The sequence below is a fragment of the Methylomonas sp. BW4-1 genome (assembly GCF_052474385.1).
This window is the reverse complement of the sequence record NZ_CP184125.1, coordinates 926,614-943,295: the sequence shown is the minus strand read 5'-3', so window position 1 is coordinate 943,295 and position 16,682 is coordinate 926,614. Positions and strand designations below refer to the sequence as shown.

Sequence of the window (16,682 nt, the reverse complement as noted above, 5' to 3'; positions counted from 1 at the left end):
GGCCTTAAAGCAGCAAACACCTGGATTCGCTGCCCATCCAAGATCAGCAGCTCTTCACTGGCTTGATTGCTCCCGGCGATTCAGCATCAGGTGGGCAAGACGATTACCAGCTTCAATCAAGGGATGGATCACAAAATTGGCGCCCGCTTTTGATAATTGCTGCTCCTCCACACCGTGGTAACAAATACTGCTGATCTGCCCCGTGAAACCGCGTTTCCTAAGCTGAGCCACAGCAGTCAAACGCACCTCGAATGCCGGCACCGTCAGGATAATGCCTTTAACCTTATGCAAGGGTAAACCGCTCCATAACTCGGTGTCCTCGGCGTCGCCGTAGAGCACGCGGCGGCCGGCGGCAAGGTGATATTCCAACACGGTAGGGTCGGCATCCAAGCCAACCACCCTTTGCTCTTGCTGGCACAGGGTTTTATAGACCACGCCACCGGTTCGGCCCATGCCTATCACCAGCCATTCGGCGGCGCCGAACGAATCCGGCAGGCGGTCCGGGTGGTCGGACTTTCTTTCAAACCTCACCAGCAGTGGTTCTACCCAGGAAAACAAGCGATGGGAATAACGGTTTAACGGTGCGGCAATGGCCAGCGAACCGGCCACCGCCAAACTGATGATAGCGTTCCATTCCGCTGGCAACAGTTGAGCTTTGACCACCGCGCTGGTGGTAATCAGCGAAAATTCGCTGTACGTCGTCAAGGCCAAGGACGATACGAAAGCAGTACGCGCCCGGAGTCCGGCGACCACAAATAGACCAAAGAACAGCGCACATTGCAACGGCAACAACGCCAGCAATTGCAAGGCGTCCATAATCTGCGCCCGGTTCGGTAAGTCACTGACACCAATCTGCAAGAAAAACGCCACCAAAAACAGCTCTTTCAAACCCCAGAGTCTATCGCTTAACTCCTTGATCCTGGGATGATTAGCCAACATCACGCCGGTCAACAAAGCGCCAATATCCGCGGCAATACCGACACTTTCCGCGGCGACGCCGCCAGCCAAAGCTAGCGTTACCCCCAACAGCAATTTCAGTTCCGAAGATCGGCTGACCGACAATACCCGATGCGCTATCGGCCGTAACAGCGGCACCAGTAACAAAGCCAATGCCCAAGGCGTAGGCTGCCTGCCTTCCGCCAGCGCCAACAAACCGATTGCCACGATGTCCTGCAAAATCAGGATACTCATGACATCCCGGCCATGCAGCGACGACAATTCGCCGTTATCTTCCAGCACCTTGATCGCCAACACGGTGCTGGAAAACGCCAAACTGAGCCCCAGCACCAAGCCGCCGGTCACTCGCTGCTCTAGCCACAGAAACACCAGCGCGGAAATCAACGCCATCAACATTAAATGCAAGCCACCGACGCTAAGCACTTCGCGACGAATCAGCGAACTGGGCTTGAGTTTTAAACCAACCGAAAACAACAATAATTCAATACCGATCTCCGCCAAATGGTGAAGATCCGGCAATACCGCAATGCCCAGGGCATGCAATACGTAACCAGCAACCAAATAACCAACCAGCGGCGGAAAAGACAGGCGGCTGGCTACCAAACCAGCGATATATGCCGTACTAATCCAAGTTAATTCCATCATATCTTTCAACCAAAATAAAAACGCCGTTTAATATATCGGGATCGTAACCTGTTTTAAAAGGTTACTGGCTAATTTTTAAACAGCTAGGCCACTTGCGCCTGGATTTTCCGGACGATCTAGGCCCAACTATTTTCGCGAAAATCCCAAATTTTAGCCGTCCGAGCAAGCCTATCATCTGTACAGAAGGTTGATAGGCCGAGTGTTTTACCGCATCATCCCTGATAGATTAACCCTCCCCATTTTTACCGGTACGCACCATGAAACACCCCGAATTTTCGTTAACCGACGAGCTGATTTATCTCAACCACGCCGCCGTAGCCCCCTGGCCCAAACGCACCCGCGCAGCGGTGATTCAATTTGCCGAACAAAACTGCCAGTTCGGCTCGCATTACTATCTGGATTGGTTGAAAAAGGAAAACGAAATCCGCCGCCAATTACAGGCCTTACTGAATGCACCCTCGGCTAACGATATTGCACTGGTGAAAAACACCTCGGAAGCCTTGTCTTTCGTGGCCTTTGGCTTACCCTGGCAAGCCGGCGACAACATCGTCTCCAGCAATGAGGAATTTCCGTCCAACCGCCTGCCCTGGCAAGCCTTGGCCGAGCGCGGCGTCGAGTTTAGAGAAGCCGATTTGCACAGTGCCGCAACCCCGGAAGATGCCCTGTTTGCGCTGGTGGATGGCAATACCCGTTTGTTGACCATCAGTTCCATTCAATTCGCCTCCGGCTTACGCATGGATTTGGAACGCATCGGCGAATATTGCCGACAACGCGGCATTTTGTTTTGCATCGACGCGATTCAAAGCCTGGGCGCGGTGCAATTTGACGTGCAAGCCTATCAGGCCGACTTTGTGATGGCTGATGGGCATAAATGGCTGTTCGGCCCAGAAGGCCTGGGGGTGTTTTATACCAACCCGGCCGCACGCGACCGGCTCAAGCTCAGCCAATATGGCTGGCACATGATGAAAGACACGCATAATTACGAAAACCTGCCATGGGAGATCCATCCCGGCGCCCGCCGTTTCGAATGTGGCAGCCCGAACATGTTGGGCATTCACGCCTTGTCCGCCAGTTTGTCTTTATTACTGGAAACCGGCATGCCGACAGTCGAGGCCCTGGTTCTGGAACGCAGCAACTACCTGCGCGAAGCCATCAGCGCCAACGCCGAGCTGATTTTACTGTCGCAGCGGCACAGCCGTTTGCAGTCCGGCATCGTCAACTTCAAACACCGATCCATTGACAATGAAGTGCTTTATAAGCATTTGCAAAAAAATGGTGTGGTTTGTGCCCTACGCGGCGGCGGGATTCGCTTTTCGGCGCATTTTTACAATACATTGGCGGAATTGGATCGGGCGCTAATACTGGCCACAGCGGTTTCGGAATGACGTTCGCCGAACTGTATTGGTACGAATATTATCGCTAACTTTTGCCTGATTAAACGGGCCGAAGGCATAGACAGCCGCTTTGGCCAGACTTCCATAGCACCCGTGCGGGTTTCCGGCCGCTGCGAGGGCGTCCTAAAAAGTCCCGGCGGCATATAAAATTCCCGCGTCTGCGTCCCCCAATATCCCGAATGCACATCCGGCGGGCAGGAAGGCGCCGCCAAGCAGTTTAGCGGTGCCGCCACAAGAACCTGCGGCACCACTGGACATCTCGTGATAGCCTTCCGGATGTTTTTACATGCCAACGGCGCGCTATAAAATGCGGTTGCAGCCACGGGAAGTGTGGTCTCAATCATTTGATGAACACATTACCGTCGATTGATCCCAATAATTGATCACGGCTACCAGAACAAACGTCTTGTTACGGAGCAGGACCAGCACCTAATTTTTTATATAAAAATCGCAGATGCGCTTGGTCAATGGACAAATTCTGTTTGACCGGCATCATCAGTTCTACCTTTCCCCTACCCCTTTGTGCAGTTTTCGCAAGCTATCGGCTTCGTTAGACTCAACCCTCAATACAGTCACCACCCCAAACAATTAGGAGAATTGAATGAAAAAGACACTGTTTCCGGCGATCGGAATGTTGCTTGCCGGTTTGGCAAGCTCCGGCCATGCTGCCGTCACCACCATCGATTTCAACAGCATTGCTTTACATCCCACCAATCACGAAATTTCAGTGCCCAAACCCTATCTGGAAGACGGCTTCAAGTTGAGCACGCTGGCCGGGGTGTCATTCCAGTTAAGCGGTGGCACCCTCTACGCGATCATGCCTGCCAGCCCTTATTGGACCGGCAGCGTCGGTTTGTATTCCGGGGTAGTCACCAATCAAGGTAGCGTCTTTTTACTGGAAAAACAGGATGGCGGTTCGTTTGACTTACTCAGTATGGACGCGGCGTCGTTTTGGACCATTGCCAGCGGCCGGCAGTTCTCTGTTTATGGCTACCCGCAAGCCGGCGGCTTCGTCAGCCAGTCATTCCTGCTTGACGCGACCACAAATACGTTGGAAACCCTTTATTTCAACGATTCCTTCAAAAACCTGAATAAAATTATCTTCAGCTCGACCTATGCGCAGGTTGACAACATCAAACTGGGCCTTCCTTCGCCGATTTCGGCCGTACCAGTTCCCGGCGCGGCATGGCTGCTGCTGAGCGGCTTAGGCTTCATCAGTCGACGTAATATCGCCAAGGCATTACGCTGGTCCCGTTAAACGCCACTGGTTAATTCGTCGCGTTTCAAGACAGTAAGGCTAAATCCACAGGGCGGCAATAGACAAAGGCATATTTCGCCCTGTGGCGGCGCTGATTAATCCGGTCCTTTACCGTTCGCCCCAACGCAGGGCCAACCACCTCGGGCTCCGCCGGGCTCAGCCCGAATGGCGTATCAGCGATGAATAGGGCCGGGTTAATTACATACGGCGCAATACCCGCAGGCTATTGCGCCCTTGGCCACGAACCACCATCAATCGGCAAAACAATTCAGCCATCAATCCCGAATTAATCCCACCAAAGCAAGAGCAAGTTTCCCAACAGAAAAGCCTTCTTGATCAACAAATTCGATTGAGTTTTATGTTTTCTTAACGAATATCCCAAGAATTTTTACGACATTTTTACCCGTCAATCGGTAGATTGTGACTCAGGCGATCAGCGGCAAAACCGCCAAAATTTTGGACTGTTTGACGTATTCGCCCGTCTAAAAAATGCTTAAGCATCTTTGCAGGAGGTCTATATGAGCGGGATTTATCTATTAAGCGGCGGCTTGGCGCTGCTGGTGTTTATTTATCTGGTCGTCGCGCTGTTTTATCCGGAGAAATTCTGATGAACGAAACCGGCTTCCTACAAATTTTTATCTATCTGCTGGCCTTACTGCTGCTGAGTAAGCCGCTGGGTACGTACATGGCACGGGTGTATCAAGACGAATCCATCGTCGCCAATACCTGGTTTGCCGGGCTTGAGCGCGGGCTGTATCGGCTGTGCGGCATCCAAACCCAGCAAGATATGCGCTGGCAGCAATACGCAGGTGCATTGCTGGTCTTTAACGTGCTGGGTTTACTGGTGGTTTATGGCTTGCAAACCTGCCAAGACCTGTTGCCGCTCAATCCGCAAGCCTTACCGGCCATCAGCTCCGACTCAGCTTTAAATACAGCCATCAGTTTTGCCACCAACACCAATTGGCAAGGTTATGCCGGTGAAGCCAGTATGAGTTATCTCACGCAAATGCTGGGTTTAACGGTGCAGAACTTTTTGTCGGCAGCCAGCGGCATGGCAGTGCTGGTGGCCTTGATACGCGGTTTCAGCCGGCGTAACACCAACAGCATCGGCAATTTTTGGGTGGATATGACCCGCTCGACCTTGTATATCCTGCTGCCGCTTTCGTTGCTGCTGGCCGTCGTCCTGGTGGGGCAAGGCGTGGTGCAAACTTTTGATCGTTATGCCACCGTCAAGCTGCAAGAACCGCTGACTTACTCGGCACCAGCGCTTGATGCGGATGGACACGCTGTTCTGGATGCACAAGGTCAACCCGTCACTCAAATCAAACAAAGCCAGGAACAAACCCTGGCCTTGGGCCCCGCGGCATCGCAAATTGCCATCAAGCAGCTTGGCACCAACGGCGGCGGTTTTTTTAATGCCAACTCGGCGCATCCTTACGAAAACCCTACCCCGCTGAGCAATTTTTTGGAAATGCTCGCCATCTTGTTAATCCCCGCCGCGCTGTGTCATACCTTTGGTTTTTTGGTCGGCGATAGCCGGCAAGGCTGGGCACTGTTGGCGGCGATGGCACTGGTGTTTGTCGCGCTAGTTTTCGTCACCGTCCCAGCCGAACAACACGGCAATCCGGCGCTGGCGAGTTTGGGCGTTGATCAAGCCGCGTCCAATCAACAAGCCGGCGGCAATATGGAAGGCAAGGAAGCCCGCTTCGGCATCGTCAATTCCGCACTGTGGGCGGTAGCGACCACCGCCGCCTCCAACGGCTCCGTGAACGCCATGCACGACTCGTTTACGCCGATTGGAGGCATGATCCCAATGTGGTTGATCCAGCTGGGCGAAGTGATCTTTGGTGGTGTCGGTTCGGGCTTGTACGGCATGATTGTGTTCGCGCTGGTGGCGGTGTTTATCGCCGGTTTGATGATAGGCCGCACGCCGGAATATTTAGGCAAAAAAATCGAAGCCTTTGAAATGCAGATGGCGGCGGTGATTATTTTAATTCCCCCGCTCTTAGTGTTGGGCGGCACGGCGTTAGCCTTGATGACCGAAGCCGGCAAGGCATCCATCCTCAATCCCGGTGCGCATGGCTTTAGCGAAGTGTTGTATGCGTTGTCCTCGGCAGGTAATAACAACGGCAGCGCCTTCGCCGGCCTGTCGGCCAATGTGCCGTTTTATAACTACTTACTCGGCTTGGCCATGCTGGTATCGCGTTACGGTCTGATGATTCCGGTATTAGCCATCGCCGGTCTCGCTGGCCGCGAAAAAACATGTACCCGTCGGTCCCGGCACCTTACCCACCCATACGCCCTTGTTCGCGGTATTGCTGATTATCACGGTGTTAATGGTCGGCGCGTTGACCTTTGTGCCGGCGCTGGCCTTAGGCCCTATCGTCGAGCAGTTGCACATGCTCGCTCATTCTTGATTTCCAGGCAGGTAAGCATATGACTCACAAAGCGCTCTCTTCTTCCTTATTCGACTCGGACCTGCTCAAGCAAGCGGTTTGGGAAGCCTTTAAAAAACTGACGCCGCAGCAACAATGGAAAAATCCGGTGATGTTTGTCGTGTATCTGGGCAGCCTGCTCACTACGCTGTTATGGCTGCAAGCTTTGGCCGGTGATAGCGAGGAATCCGCAAGTTTTATCTTAACTATCACGGTCTGGTTGTGGTTTACCGTGCTGTTCGCCAACTTCGCCGAAGCGGCCGCGGAGGGCCGCAGCAAAGCGCAGGCGGCTTTCTTGCGCACCGCCAAGCGCGATATTGCCGCCAAAAAGCTGGATGAACCGCGTTACGGCAGTAACTACGCCAAAATCGCCGGCTCCAGCCTGGTGAAAGGCGATGTGGTGTTGATCGAAGCGGGGGATTTTGTACCCGGCGATGGCGATGTCATCGAAGGCGTGGCCTCGGTGGACGAAAGCGCCATCACCGGCGAAAGCGCACCGGTGATCCGCGAATCCGGCGGCGATTTCAGTTCGGTGACCGGCGGCACCCGGGTATTATCGGATTGGCTGGTGGTGCGGATTTCCGCTAACCCCGGCGAAACCTTTCTGGACCGGATGATTTCGATGGTGGAAGGCGCCAAGCGGCAGAAAACCCCGAACGAAATTGCCTTGACCATCCTGCTGGTAGCGCTGACGCTGGTGTTTTTGATGGCTACTGTAACCTTACTGCCTTTCTCGCTGTACAGCGTGGAAACGTCTGGTGCGGGCCACCCTATTTCGATCACCGTGCTCGTGGCCTTATTGGTGTGTTTGATTCCCACCACCATCGGCGGCTTGCTATCGGCTATTGGTGTAGCCGGGATCGGCCGAATGATGCAGAAAAATGTCATTGCCACCTCCGGCCGCGCCGTGGAAGCGGCCGGCGATGTGGATGTACTGTTATTGGATAAAACCGGCACCATTACTTTAGGCAATCGGCAGGCTGCGGCTTTCATACCAGCCAAGGGTATCAGCGAAAAACAGCTGGCCGATGCCGCGCAACTGGCTTCGTTGACCGACGAAACCCCGGAAGGCCGCAGCATCGTGGTGCTGGCAAAACAAAAGTTTGGCTTGCGTGAGCGCGACGTGCAATCCCTGGGCGCGACCTTTATCCACTTCAGCGCCCAGACCCGGATGAGTGGGGTCAATTTCCCCTCACCCCAGCCCTCTCCCGAAGGGCGAGGGAGCGAAAACATGCGGCAAATCCGCAAGGGTGCCGAAGATGCGATTAAGCAGTATGTGACCGAGCAAGGCGGCCGCTTTCCCGACGAAATCCAGAAAATGGTTGTCGACGTGGCCCGGCGCGGCAGTACGCCGCTGGTGGTAGCCGACGGCAAACAGGCCCTGGGCGTCATCGAATTAAAAGACATCGTCAAAGGCGGCATTAAGGAACGCTTTATCGAACTGCGGCAGATGGGCATCAAAACCATCATGATCACCGGCGACAATCGCCTAACCGCTGCGGCGATTGCCGCCGAGGCCGGCGTCGATGACTTTCTGGCCGAAGCCACGCCGGAGGCCAAGCTGGCTTTGATTCGGCAACATCAGGCTGACGGCAGATTAGTGGCGATGACCGGCGACGGCACCAATGACGCACCGGCGCTGGCACAAGCCGACGTGGCGGTGGCCATGAATAGCGGCACCCAGGCCGCCAAAGAAGCCGGGAATATGGTCGATCTGGATTCCAATCCGACCAAATTGATCGAGATCGTCGAAACCGGCAAGCAAATGCTGATGACGCGCGGGGCGTTGACCACCTTTAGCGTGGCCAACGACGTGGCCAAATACTTCGCCATCATCCCGGCGGCATTTGCCACCACCTATCCGGCTTTGAACGTTTTGAACGTCATGGGTTTGGCCACCCCGGCCAGCGCTATACTGTCGGCGGTGATATTCAATGCGCTGATCATCATCGCCTTGATCCCGCTGGCTTTAAAAGGCATCAAATATCAGCCGCTCGGCGCCGAAAAACTGTTGCAAAACAATTTGCTGGTCTACGGTGTCGGCGGCTTAATCGTGCCGTTCATCGGCATCAAAGCGATTGATTTGATACTGGTAACAATGAATCTGGTGTAGGAGAAAAACATGATTAGCTACTTCAGACCTGCCGCAACACTGCTACTGTTGCTAACCATCCTCACCGGCGTCATCTATCCGGCGCTAATAACATTATTGGCGCAAAGCGTCTATCCGACTCAGGCCAACGGTAGCCTGATACAAGATGCGCAAGGGCAAGCTGTCGGCTCTACATTAATCGGTCAAAGCTTCAGCCAGGCCCGCTATTTTTGGGGCCGGCCGTCGGCGACCGCGCCCTACCCTTACAATGCCGCCGCCTCCGGTGGTTCCAACCTCGGCCCGACCAATCCGGCCTTGAGCGACGCGGTAAAACTGCGCATTCAAGCACTACAGCAACTCGACCCGGACAATAGTGCTCTGGTGCCTGTGGATTTGGTTACCGCATCCGCCAGCGGCTTGGACCCGCACATCAGTATTGCGGCGGCCCATTACCAAATCAAGCGCGTAGCCAAAGCGCGCAAGTTGCCGGAAAGTGTCGTTCGGGATTTGGTCGAATCGCATAGCGAGCCAAGGCAATGGCGAGTATTCGGCGAACCCAGGGTGAATGTCTTAGGCTTAAATCTGGCTTTGGACGTCGCTGCGCAAACTGCTCAACCATGAACGAAGCACGCCTGGACCCCGATCAACTGCTGGCCCGCGTCGAACGCGACAAAGCCAAGGCCAAACGCGGCCGCCTGAAGATTTTTTTCGGCGCGGCCGCCGGGGTCGGGAAAAGCTATGCGATGCTACTGGCGGCACGCGAACGCCGCGCGGAAAATCTTGATGTGATTGTCGGCCTGGTGGAAACCCATGGTCGCGCGGACACCGAAGCGCTGTTGGCGGGCTTGGAAATCCTCCCAACCCGCAAGATCGACTACAAAGGCGCCGTGTTGCAGGAGTTTGATATTGATGCGGCCTTAAAACGCCGGCCGGCCATCATCTTGGTCGACGAGTTGGCGCACACCAACGCCCCCAGCTCGCGCCATCCGAAACGCTGGCAAGATATTCGCGAATTGCTGGAAGCCGGGATTGATGTGTATACCGCGCTGAACGTGCAACATCTGGAAAGCCTGAACGACGATGTAGGGCAGATTGCCGGCATTCGTATCTGGGAAACCGTACCGGACACAGTATTCGAGGATGCCGACGAAGTCGAGCTGGTGGATTTACCTCCAGACGAATTGTTGCTGCGCCTACGAGAAGGCAAAGTCTATTTGCCGCAGCAAGCCCAACACGCGATTCAGAATTTTTTCCGCAAAGGCAATCTGATTGCCCTGCGCGAACTGGCCTTGCGGCAAACCACCAATCGCGTCGACGCGCAGATGCTGGATTATCGTGAAGACAACGCCATTCGCGAAGTCTGGCAGGTCAACGAACGGCTGATGGTGTGCATAGGCCCGAATGTGCTGGCCGAGCGCCTGGTCAGAGCCGGCAAGCGCTTGGCCACCAGTCTGCGTTCGGCCTGGATTGTGGTGTATGTGGAAACCCCGGAATTGGCGCGCTTGCCCGCCGAAAAGCGCGACGGCATTTTGCGGGTATTACGGTTGGCGGAACAGCTTGGCGCCGAGACGGTGACACTGAGCGCCCCGGAGATGAGCGAAGCGCTGATCCGCTTTGCCCGCGAGCGCAATATCAACAAAATCGTGGTCGGTAAGCCCAGCCGGCGCGGCTGGCGGCGCTGGCTGCTGGGTTCGGTGGTGGATGTGCTGATCAGCCACGCCCACAATATCAATATTTACCTGCTGGGCAGCCCGCAGCTGGGCGAACGCGAGGAACTGGAAGCCGAGCTGTCTTTATTCAAGAAATCACCCCTGCCCGGCCTGCGGCAACGCATCCCCAGTAAAACTCGCCGACGCTATCGCGGCTATCTTTGGGCATTGGCGGTTACCTTGCTCTGCACGGCAGTAGGTAAAATGTTGTTCGGCAAGGTCGAACTGGCCAATGTGGTAATGGTGTATTTACTCGGCGTGGTATTTGTCGCTACCCACTTCGGGCGCGGGCCGTCGGTGTTGGCGTCCTTGCTCAGCGTCGGCGTATTCGACGTGCTGTTTGTGCAGCCTTTCTACAGTCTGTCGGTAGCCGATAGCCAATATCTGATCACGTTGTTGGCCATGCTGGTGGTGGCATTTGTCATCAGCAATCTGATGGTCAACGTCCGCGCGCAGGCCAAGGTTGCCGCGCATCGCGAACGCCGCGCCGCGGCCTTATACGCTATGAGCAAGGAGCTGGCGGTGGCGCAAAGCGAACAGCAAATCGTCGCGACCGCTGTTAAACATCTATACGCCGAATTTAGCAGCCGCAATGTCATTTTATTTGCCAATCCGGCCGGACGTTTGGTCTATCCGAAACAACACAGCCTGCCTCAGTCTTTGCGCGGCACGGATTTGAGCGTGGCGCAGTGGGTGTACGATCACAACGAAATGGCCGGGCACGGCACCCATACCTTACCCGGCAGCGCGGCGATTTATTTTCCGATTCAAGACGAAGACAAAGCCATCGGCGTATTGGCGCTGTTACCGGTCAATTTACGCCGGGTGTTTTTGCCGGAGCAGCAAAAATTACTGGAAACCTTTTTGCGGCAAATCGGCCAGGCCGTCGCTCGTTTACGCTTTGCCGAACAGGCCAAATCGACACAATTGCAAATCGAAGCCGAACGACTGCGCAACTCCTTACTCAGCGCAATTTCTCACGACTTGCGGACCCCGTTGTCGACGATCATCGGCTCGGCCAGCGCCCTGGTCGAAGACGAAGGCCATTTACAGGCCCAGCACCGGCTGGAACTCGGCCGTGCCATCTATGACGAAGCTGAACGGATGGCCAATTTGGTGAATAATATTCTGGACATGGCCAGACTCGACGCCGGCGTGGTGGAATTAAACAAACAGTGGCATCCTGTCGAAGAAATTATCGGCACCGTCCTAACGCGCTTGCAAAAACACCTGGCCGGCCGAAAAGTCAGCGTCAGTCTGCCGCCGGGGATTCCATTGGTGTTTGTCGATGCGGTGATGATAGAGCAGGTGTTGATTAATCTATTGGAAAACGCCGTGCGCTATACCGCTGCGGGTTCCGAACTTGAAGTGTTTGCCCAATACGTCGGCAATACGATGGAAATTTCGGTCGCCGATCACGGCCCCGGAATTCCCAAAGGTCTGGAGGATAAATTGTTCGAGAAATTTTACCAAGCCCGTCATGAATCGGCGCAAAGCGGCGTCGGCTTGGGGCTGGCGATTTGCCGAGCCATTGTCGAAGTGCATGGCGGCCGGATTCGCGCTAACAACAAACCGGGGGGCGGTGCGATCTTTACCTTCGCGCTACCCAACGACGAATCCCCTCCGCTTATGGAGCCGGAGGAATGAACCTAATCCCACTGGATTTTGGCCATGGCTAAAACGCATCCCGTCATTATCGTGATCGAAGACGATCCACCGATCCGGCGCTTTTTGCGTACCAGTCTGGCGACGCACGACTTTGCGGTATTCGAAGCCGAGACCGGCAAACAAGGCCTGATTGAAGCCGGCGTGCGTAAACCGGATTTGCTGATTCTGGATTTGGGCTTGCCGGATATGGATGGCGTCGAGGTGATCAAGAGTGTGCGCGGCTGGTCGGCCGTGCCTATCATCGTGCTGTCGGCGCGCAGTAACGAACAGCAAAAAATCGACGCCTTGGACGCTGGCGCGGACGATTACCTAACCAAACCGTTTGGATTTGGCGAGCTGTTGGCGCGCATAAGAGTGGCTTTGCGGCATGCCAGACCGGCCTGCCGAACATACACAAGACGAGGTGTTTATCGTCGATGCGCTGAAAGTGGATTTACGCAACCGGTTAGTCAGCGTCGATGGCAACGACATTCATCTGACACCGATTCAATACCGCTTGCTCTGCGTGCTGATCAAGCATGCCGGCAAAGTTTTGACGCATCAGCAAATTTTGAAGGAAGTTTGGGGGCCGTCGTATCAGGAAAATCCGCATTATTTACGGATTTACATGAGCCAATTGCGGCAAAAGCTGGAAAGCGATCCGACTCAGCCGAAATATTTGCTGACCGAGTCGGGTGTGGGCTATCGCTTTAAAGTGGTTTAAGCGACTATCGCCGTCTGATGGCCGCAGTGCGAAAACCGAATCAATATCCCACTTCTACCCGGTTTCTACCGCGTTGTTTGGCTTGATACATCGCGGCATCGGCCCGTTTGAGCAAGGATTCCGGGCTATCGCTACCCTTTAAGGCTGCAACGCCCAAACTGGCGGTCAGATTCAACACGTCCATGCCATAAGCCAAAGTGTGCGATTCAATATCTGCGCGGATGCGCTCGCCTATCACCATCGCACCGTCGATGTCGGTATCGCTTAGCAAAATCACAAACTCTTCGCCGCCGTAACGAAACACCGCGTCGCTGCCGCGCACACTGTCTTTCAACCAGCCGGCCAATGACGACAAAGCCAAATCGCCGCAGGCATGCCCGTAATCGTCGTTGATATGCTTGAAGTGATCGACGTCCACAAAAATCACCGACAAATGCTGCGAATTACGATGCGCACGTTTGATTTCGCGCAGCAAACAGTCGTTAAACGCCGTGCGGTTGTTGGTTTTGGTTAATGGATCGGTAAACGCCATTTTCAATGCTTGTTGAAACAAGGTGGCATTTCTTAGTGGGTAAATCAGGCAACACAACAGGCTTTCCAGCATTTTTAATTCGTCTTTGCTGAAGCGATTGCTGCGGGTTAGCTTCAACTCGCCCAGCTGCTGCTCTTCGACTTTTAGGGCATAGCTGCAAGAGTGGCGGGCCATCACGCCGCGTTTGAATTCCAAATCGAAATCTTCGTTGATGTATTCAAAGCCGTTATGCGGAATGGTATTTTGAATTTTGTCGCAGAAAATGGCGATCAACTCGTTGAATTCCAATGAAGTCTGCAAAGCACTACTGATATCGTAGTGATGCAAATTGACAGCGGTTGACGCTTCAAAGGTTTTATTACTGACTATCGCTAAATCGGCTGCTTTATCTCTCATGACGGTTCCCCGAGTCTTGAATCAAACTTCAAGGAGAATAAAGCCAAGAGCGTGCCAATTATTTTATAGCTATAAAATACAATAACTTAAACACAAACAACCGCAGGTTTCTTCAGCAAGCGGCAATTTTCCGCCGCTTAGCTGCCGCCGCCTACCTTTGCCGACTTTTAAAACAAACCCAACTGTACTTGCGCGACTTCCGACATCATTTCCCGCGACCAAGGCGGATCTAACACCACTTCGACATCAACCGAACTAACGCCGGGTAAGGCGCGGATGCATTTTTCCACGTCGCTTTGGATCACCGGGCCCATGCCGCAACCGGGCGCGGTCAAGGTCATCTGGATATGCACATCGTTGCCGCCATCGGCGTTGGGCTTGGCGCTGCAATGGTAAACCAAACCCAAATCGACGATGTTGACAGGGATTTCCGGGTCGTAGACGGTTTTCATCACTTCCCAACAGTTCTTTTCCACCGCCTTGCTGTCGGTTTCCGACACTAGGGTATGCAAATGCTGGGTTTCCTTGCCGAGGGCGTCGGCATCGATACCGGCGATCCGCACCATATGGCCGTAATCGGTCACCACGGTGTAATTGCTGCCCAAAGCCTGATGGATGGTCACTTCCTGACCTTTACTCAAGGTGCCGTGATTGCCGTCCGGAATGGTCACGATGTTGACGTCGCGGGTTAAAAATACAACTTCTCTGTCTGCCATAAGTTTCTTAAGGTTTGAAAGTTTGGGCGTCAATAATTTGACCGGTCTTGCCGATACTGGCGTCGCTGAATAAGTAAACATACAGCGGGTCCAGGCTGTTCATACTTGGCAGCCTGGTTTTATCTTCGGCCGGGAAAGCTTTCTTCCGCAAAGGTGAATCCACCGGTCCCGGTACCAAAGTATTAACACGGATTTTTCCTGCTGCTTCCAGTTCTGCAGCCAGAATGCCGGCTAAGCCTTCCAGCGCAATTTTCGCTACGCCGTAAGCACCGGAATAAGCCTGGACTTTACGCGCCGAGGAATCGGAAATAAACACGATGGAAGCATGCTCGCTGCGTTGCAGCAAAGGCAACAACACCCGGCACAACAGGAAAGGCGCACTGAGATTCACGTTTAAGGCATGTCCCCAATCCTTGGTTTTGTAATTGGCGATGGGGCTATAGGCGCTAAATTCCACGGCCGCATGCAATACGCCATGCAAAGCGCCGTAGCGTTGCGCTATCGCTTCGGCCATTTCTTCGTATTGCGCTTCACTGGCACCTGCCAAATCGAAGGGATACATCACCGGTTCAGGACCGCCGGCAGCGACAATCGCATCGTAGATTTTTTCTAGCTTGGGAATGCTTTTATCCAGCAGAATGATTTGCGCGCCCTGCCCGGCTAAAGCCAGCGCCGCCGTGCCGCCCAGACCGCCGCCGGCTCCGGTGATAAGTAAAACTTTATTGCTTAATGACATAAATTAGCGTGTATCCATTCCATCAATTGTGGCGGCTGTTCGATCAAGGCGTCGGCACCCCAGGTGTCGGGCTGATCGTCGCTTTGCAAATAACCGTATAGTGCCGCCAAGGTTTTCATATTCGCGCGTTTGCCGGCGGTAATGTCGTGTATCGCGTCGCCGATGTACACGCAATTCTCCGGCGCTACCCCGGCTTGGCGGCAGGCGGCCAACATCGGTTCCGGATGCGGCTTGCTATTGGCGGTGGTATCGCCACTGATAATGCAGGCGGCCCGGCCGCTGAGTTGCATCGCCTCCATCAAGGGCACGGTAAATCGGGACTTTTTATTGGTGACTACACCCCATTTCAGGCCCAGTAGTTCTATCGCTTCCAAACTGTCGGCAATCCCCTGGAAGAAGCGGCTGTGTTCGGCGATATTCTGTTCGTAGGTGTCCAGCATAAAGGCCAACATCTGCTGAGCCAAGCTGTCGTCCACACTCACGCAATGCCTGATCATCGGCATGGCGCCATGGGAAATAAAGGGCCGCACTGACTCTGTCGGCGCTTCTGGAAAACCGTGGGCCAGCAGCGTCTTGTTCAAACAGGCGATCAGATCGGGTGCGGTATCGACCAAGGTCCCGTCCAGATCAAACAGCACGCAATCCAGTTTAAATCCAGTCATGCTGGGTTACTCGGGGCGCTGAAACGCCGCTATATAGTTGACGTCTATATCTTTACCCAAACTAAAGCGCTTGCTGAAGGGGCTGTATTCGATACCGACCATCCCTTGCAGTTCCAGTCCGGCGTTTCTAGCCATTTGCCCAAGCTCGGAAGGTTTGATAAAGGTTTTATAGTCGTGCGTACCTTTGGGTACCATTTTCAGCACATGCTCGGCGGCGACGATAGCCAGCAACCAGGCTTTCGGCACCCGATTTAATGTCGAGAAAAACACCATGCCGCCTGGCTTAACCAGCGTTGCGCAAGCGGCGATGATGGATGCGGGATCCGGTACGTGCTCCAACATTTCCATGCAGGTGACATGGTCGAAGCCGGCCGGCTGCTCTTCGGCCAGCTGTTCGGCGCTGATTTTGCGGTAACTGGCGTTGACGCCGGTTTCCAGGCCATGCAAATCGGCAATATCCAGCAAGTCTTCGCTTAAATCCACACCCAAGGCATCCGCGCCGGCTTTCGCCAAACCTTCGGTAAGAATCCCACCGCCGCAACCGACATCCACCACCCGCTTGCCTGACAAATCAGCGTACTGCTGAATGAACTGCAAGCGCAAAGGATTGACGTCATGCAAGGTTTTAAATTCGCCGTTCGGATCCCACCAACGCTCGGCTTGCGAGCCGAACTTATGAATTTCGTGAGGATGTACGTTTTCTGTCGCTGTCATAATGCCAACCTGTTCATGGGGCTATAGTTTACTGTATTACTAGGTTATTCGTCATGCGCCAACTT

At 54.2% G+C, this 16,682-nt stretch carries 14 protein-coding genes and 1 pseudogene; 9 read left to right on the top strand and 6 right to left on the bottom strand.

Annotation, left to right across the window (positions count from 1 at the left end; genetic code table 11):
* Positions 1–54 precede the first annotated feature (54 nt).
* Positions 55–1,602, bottom strand: coding sequence for a cation:proton antiporter domain-containing protein (locus ACH5Y9_RS04170; protein ID WP_033155266.1), 1,548 nt, complete (start codon positions 1,600–1,602; stop codon positions 55–57).
* Between the two features lie 257 nt (positions 1,603–1,859).
* On the opposite strand from ACH5Y9_RS04170, the gene ACH5Y9_RS04165 reads away from it, so the two are divergent.
* From ACH5Y9_RS04165 to ACH5Y9_RS04125, 9 genes and pseudogenes are all read left to right on the top strand, one after another.
* Positions 1,860–2,987 carry an aminotransferase class V-fold PLP-dependent enzyme gene (locus tag ACH5Y9_RS04165; RefSeq protein ID WP_445368635.1) on the top strand — a complete coding sequence of 376 codons (1,128 nt, stop codon included), beginning with the start codon at positions 1,860–1,862 and terminating at the stop codon, positions 2,985–2,987.
* Between the two features lie 610 nt (positions 2,988–3,597).
* Positions 3,598–4,254: a hypothetical protein gene (locus ACH5Y9_RS04160; protein WP_171695836.1), complete on the top strand. Its 657-nt coding sequence runs from the start codon at positions 3,598–3,600 to the stop codon at positions 4,252–4,254.
* Between the two features lie 518 nt (positions 4,255–4,772).
* Positions 4,773–4,862: a potassium-transporting ATPase subunit F gene (locus ACH5Y9_RS04155; protein WP_033155269.1), complete on the top strand. Its 90-nt coding sequence runs from the start codon at positions 4,773–4,775 to the stop codon at positions 4,860–4,862.
* The gene (gene kdpA, locus ACH5Y9_RS04150) at positions 4,862–6,694 is read left to right on the top strand and encodes a potassium-transporting ATPase subunit KdpA (RefSeq protein ID WP_445368634.1); all 1,833 of its coding nucleotides are present in this window, start codon (positions 4,862–4,864) and stop codon (positions 6,692–6,694) included. The genes ACH5Y9_RS04155 and kdpA overlap by 1 nt, the downstream gene beginning before the upstream one ends.
* Positions 6,691–8,802 (top strand): potassium-transporting ATPase subunit KdpB, encoded by a 2,112-nt coding sequence (gene kdpB, locus ACH5Y9_RS04145; RefSeq protein ID WP_445368633.1) that lies wholly within the window; start codon positions 6,691–6,693, stop codon positions 8,800–8,802. The genes kdpA and kdpB overlap by 4 nt, the downstream gene beginning before the upstream one ends.
* Positions 8,803–8,811: 9 nt before the next feature.
* On the top strand, positions 8,812–9,402 hold the full coding sequence (gene kdpC / locus ACH5Y9_RS04140) for a potassium-transporting ATPase subunit KdpC (RefSeq protein WP_445368632.1): 591 nt from the start codon (positions 8,812–8,814) through the stop codon (positions 9,400–9,402).
* On the top strand, positions 9,399–12,137 hold the full coding sequence (locus ACH5Y9_RS04135) for a DUF4118 domain-containing protein (RefSeq protein ID WP_445368631.1): 2,739 nt from the start codon (positions 9,399–9,401) through the stop codon (positions 12,135–12,137). The genes kdpC and ACH5Y9_RS04135 overlap by 4 nt, the downstream gene beginning before the upstream one ends.
* A 24-nt stretch (positions 12,138–12,161) precedes the next feature.
* A pseudogene (locus tag ACH5Y9_RS04130) lies at positions 12,162–12,452 on the top strand (response regulator); the annotation flags it as partial.
* A gap of 73 nt (positions 12,453–12,525) precedes the next feature.
* The gene (locus tag ACH5Y9_RS04125) at positions 12,526–12,861 is read left to right on the top strand and encodes a winged helix-turn-helix domain-containing protein (protein ID WP_445368630.1); all 336 of its coding nucleotides are present in this window, start codon (positions 12,526–12,528) and stop codon (positions 12,859–12,861) included.
* 40 nt (positions 12,862–12,901) lie between these two features.
* On the opposite strand, the gene ACH5Y9_RS04120 is transcribed toward ACH5Y9_RS04125, so the two are convergent.
* The 5 genes from ACH5Y9_RS04120 to ubiG form a co-directional block, all read right to left on the bottom strand.
* Complete coding sequence (locus tag ACH5Y9_RS04120; protein ID WP_171695842.1) at positions 12,902–13,789, bottom strand: GGDEF domain-containing protein; 888 nt, start codon at positions 13,787–13,789, stop codon at positions 12,902–12,904.
* Between the two features lie 167 nt (positions 13,790–13,956).
* Positions 13,957–14,505, bottom strand: coding sequence for a putative Fe-S cluster assembly protein SufT (gene sufT / locus ACH5Y9_RS04115; protein ID WP_033155276.1), 549 nt, complete (start codon positions 14,503–14,505; stop codon positions 13,957–13,959).
* A 7-nt stretch (positions 14,506–14,512) separates the two neighbouring features.
* Positions 14,513–15,241, bottom strand: a complete 729-nt coding sequence (locus ACH5Y9_RS04110) for an SDR family NAD(P)-dependent oxidoreductase (RefSeq protein ID WP_445368629.1) — start codon at positions 15,239–15,241, stop codon at positions 14,513–14,515.
* Complete coding sequence (locus tag ACH5Y9_RS04105; RefSeq protein WP_445368628.1) at positions 15,232–15,903, bottom strand: HAD family hydrolase; 672 nt, start codon at positions 15,901–15,903, stop codon at positions 15,232–15,234. Before ACH5Y9_RS04105 ends, ACH5Y9_RS04110 begins: the two co-directional genes overlap by 10 nt.
* A 6-nt stretch (positions 15,904–15,909) precedes the next feature.
* Complete coding sequence (gene ubiG / locus ACH5Y9_RS04100; RefSeq protein ID WP_171695846.1) at positions 15,910–16,617, bottom strand: bifunctional 2-polyprenyl-6-hydroxyphenol methylase/3-demethylubiquinol 3-O-methyltransferase UbiG; 708 nt, start codon at positions 16,615–16,617, stop codon at positions 15,910–15,912.
* Positions 16,618–16,682 lie beyond the last annotated feature (65 nt).

Excerpts from the sequence above, each read along its gene's own strand:
- sufT (WP_033155276.1), bottom strand. The coding sequence starts at position 14,505 with ATGGCAGACAGAGAAGTTGTATTTTTAACCCGCGACGTCAACATCGTG.
- ACH5Y9_RS04160 (WP_171695836.1), top strand. The coding sequence starts at position 3,598 with ATGAAAAAGACACTGTTTCCGGCGATCGGAATGTTGCTTGCCGGTTTG.
- ACH5Y9_RS04110 (WP_445368629.1), bottom strand. The coding sequence starts at position 15,241 with ATGTCATTAAGCAATAAAGTTTTACTTATCACCGGAGCCGGCGGCGGT.
- ACH5Y9_RS04170 (WP_033155266.1), bottom strand. The coding sequence starts at position 1,602 with ATGATGGAATTAACTTGGATTAGTACGGCATATATCGCTGGTTTGGTA.
- ACH5Y9_RS04155 (WP_033155269.1), top strand. The coding sequence starts at position 4,773 with ATGAGCGGGATTTATCTATTAAGCGGCGGCTTGGCGCTGCTGGTGTTT.
- ACH5Y9_RS04105 (WP_445368628.1), bottom strand. The coding sequence starts at position 15,903 with ATGACTGGATTTAAACTGGATTGCGTGCTGTTTGATCTGGACGGGACC.
- ACH5Y9_RS04125 (WP_445368630.1), top strand. The coding sequence starts at position 12,526 with ATGCCAGACCGGCCTGCCGAACATACACAAGACGAGGTGTTTATCGTC.
- kdpB (WP_445368633.1), top strand. The coding sequence starts at position 6,691 with ATGACTCACAAAGCGCTCTCTTCTTCCTTATTCGACTCGGACCTGCTC.
- kdpC (WP_445368632.1), top strand. The coding sequence starts at position 8,812 with ATGATTAGCTACTTCAGACCTGCCGCAACACTGCTACTGTTGCTAACC.
- ACH5Y9_RS04165 (WP_445368635.1), top strand. The coding sequence starts at position 1,860 with ATGAAACACCCCGAATTTTCGTTAACCGACGAGCTGATTTATCTCAAC.
- ACH5Y9_RS04120 (WP_171695842.1), bottom strand. The coding sequence starts at position 13,789 with ATGAGAGATAAAGCAGCCGATTTAGCGATAGTCAGTAATAAAACCTTT.
- ubiG (WP_171695846.1), bottom strand. The coding sequence starts at position 16,617 with ATGACAGCGACAGAAAACGTACATCCTCACGAAATTCATAAGTTCGGC.
- kdpA (WP_445368634.1), top strand. The coding sequence starts at position 4,862 with ATGAACGAAACCGGCTTCCTACAAATTTTTATCTATCTGCTGGCCTTA.
- ACH5Y9_RS04135 (WP_445368631.1), top strand. The coding sequence starts at position 9,399 with ATGAACGAAGCACGCCTGGACCCCGATCAACTGCTGGCCCGCGTCGAA.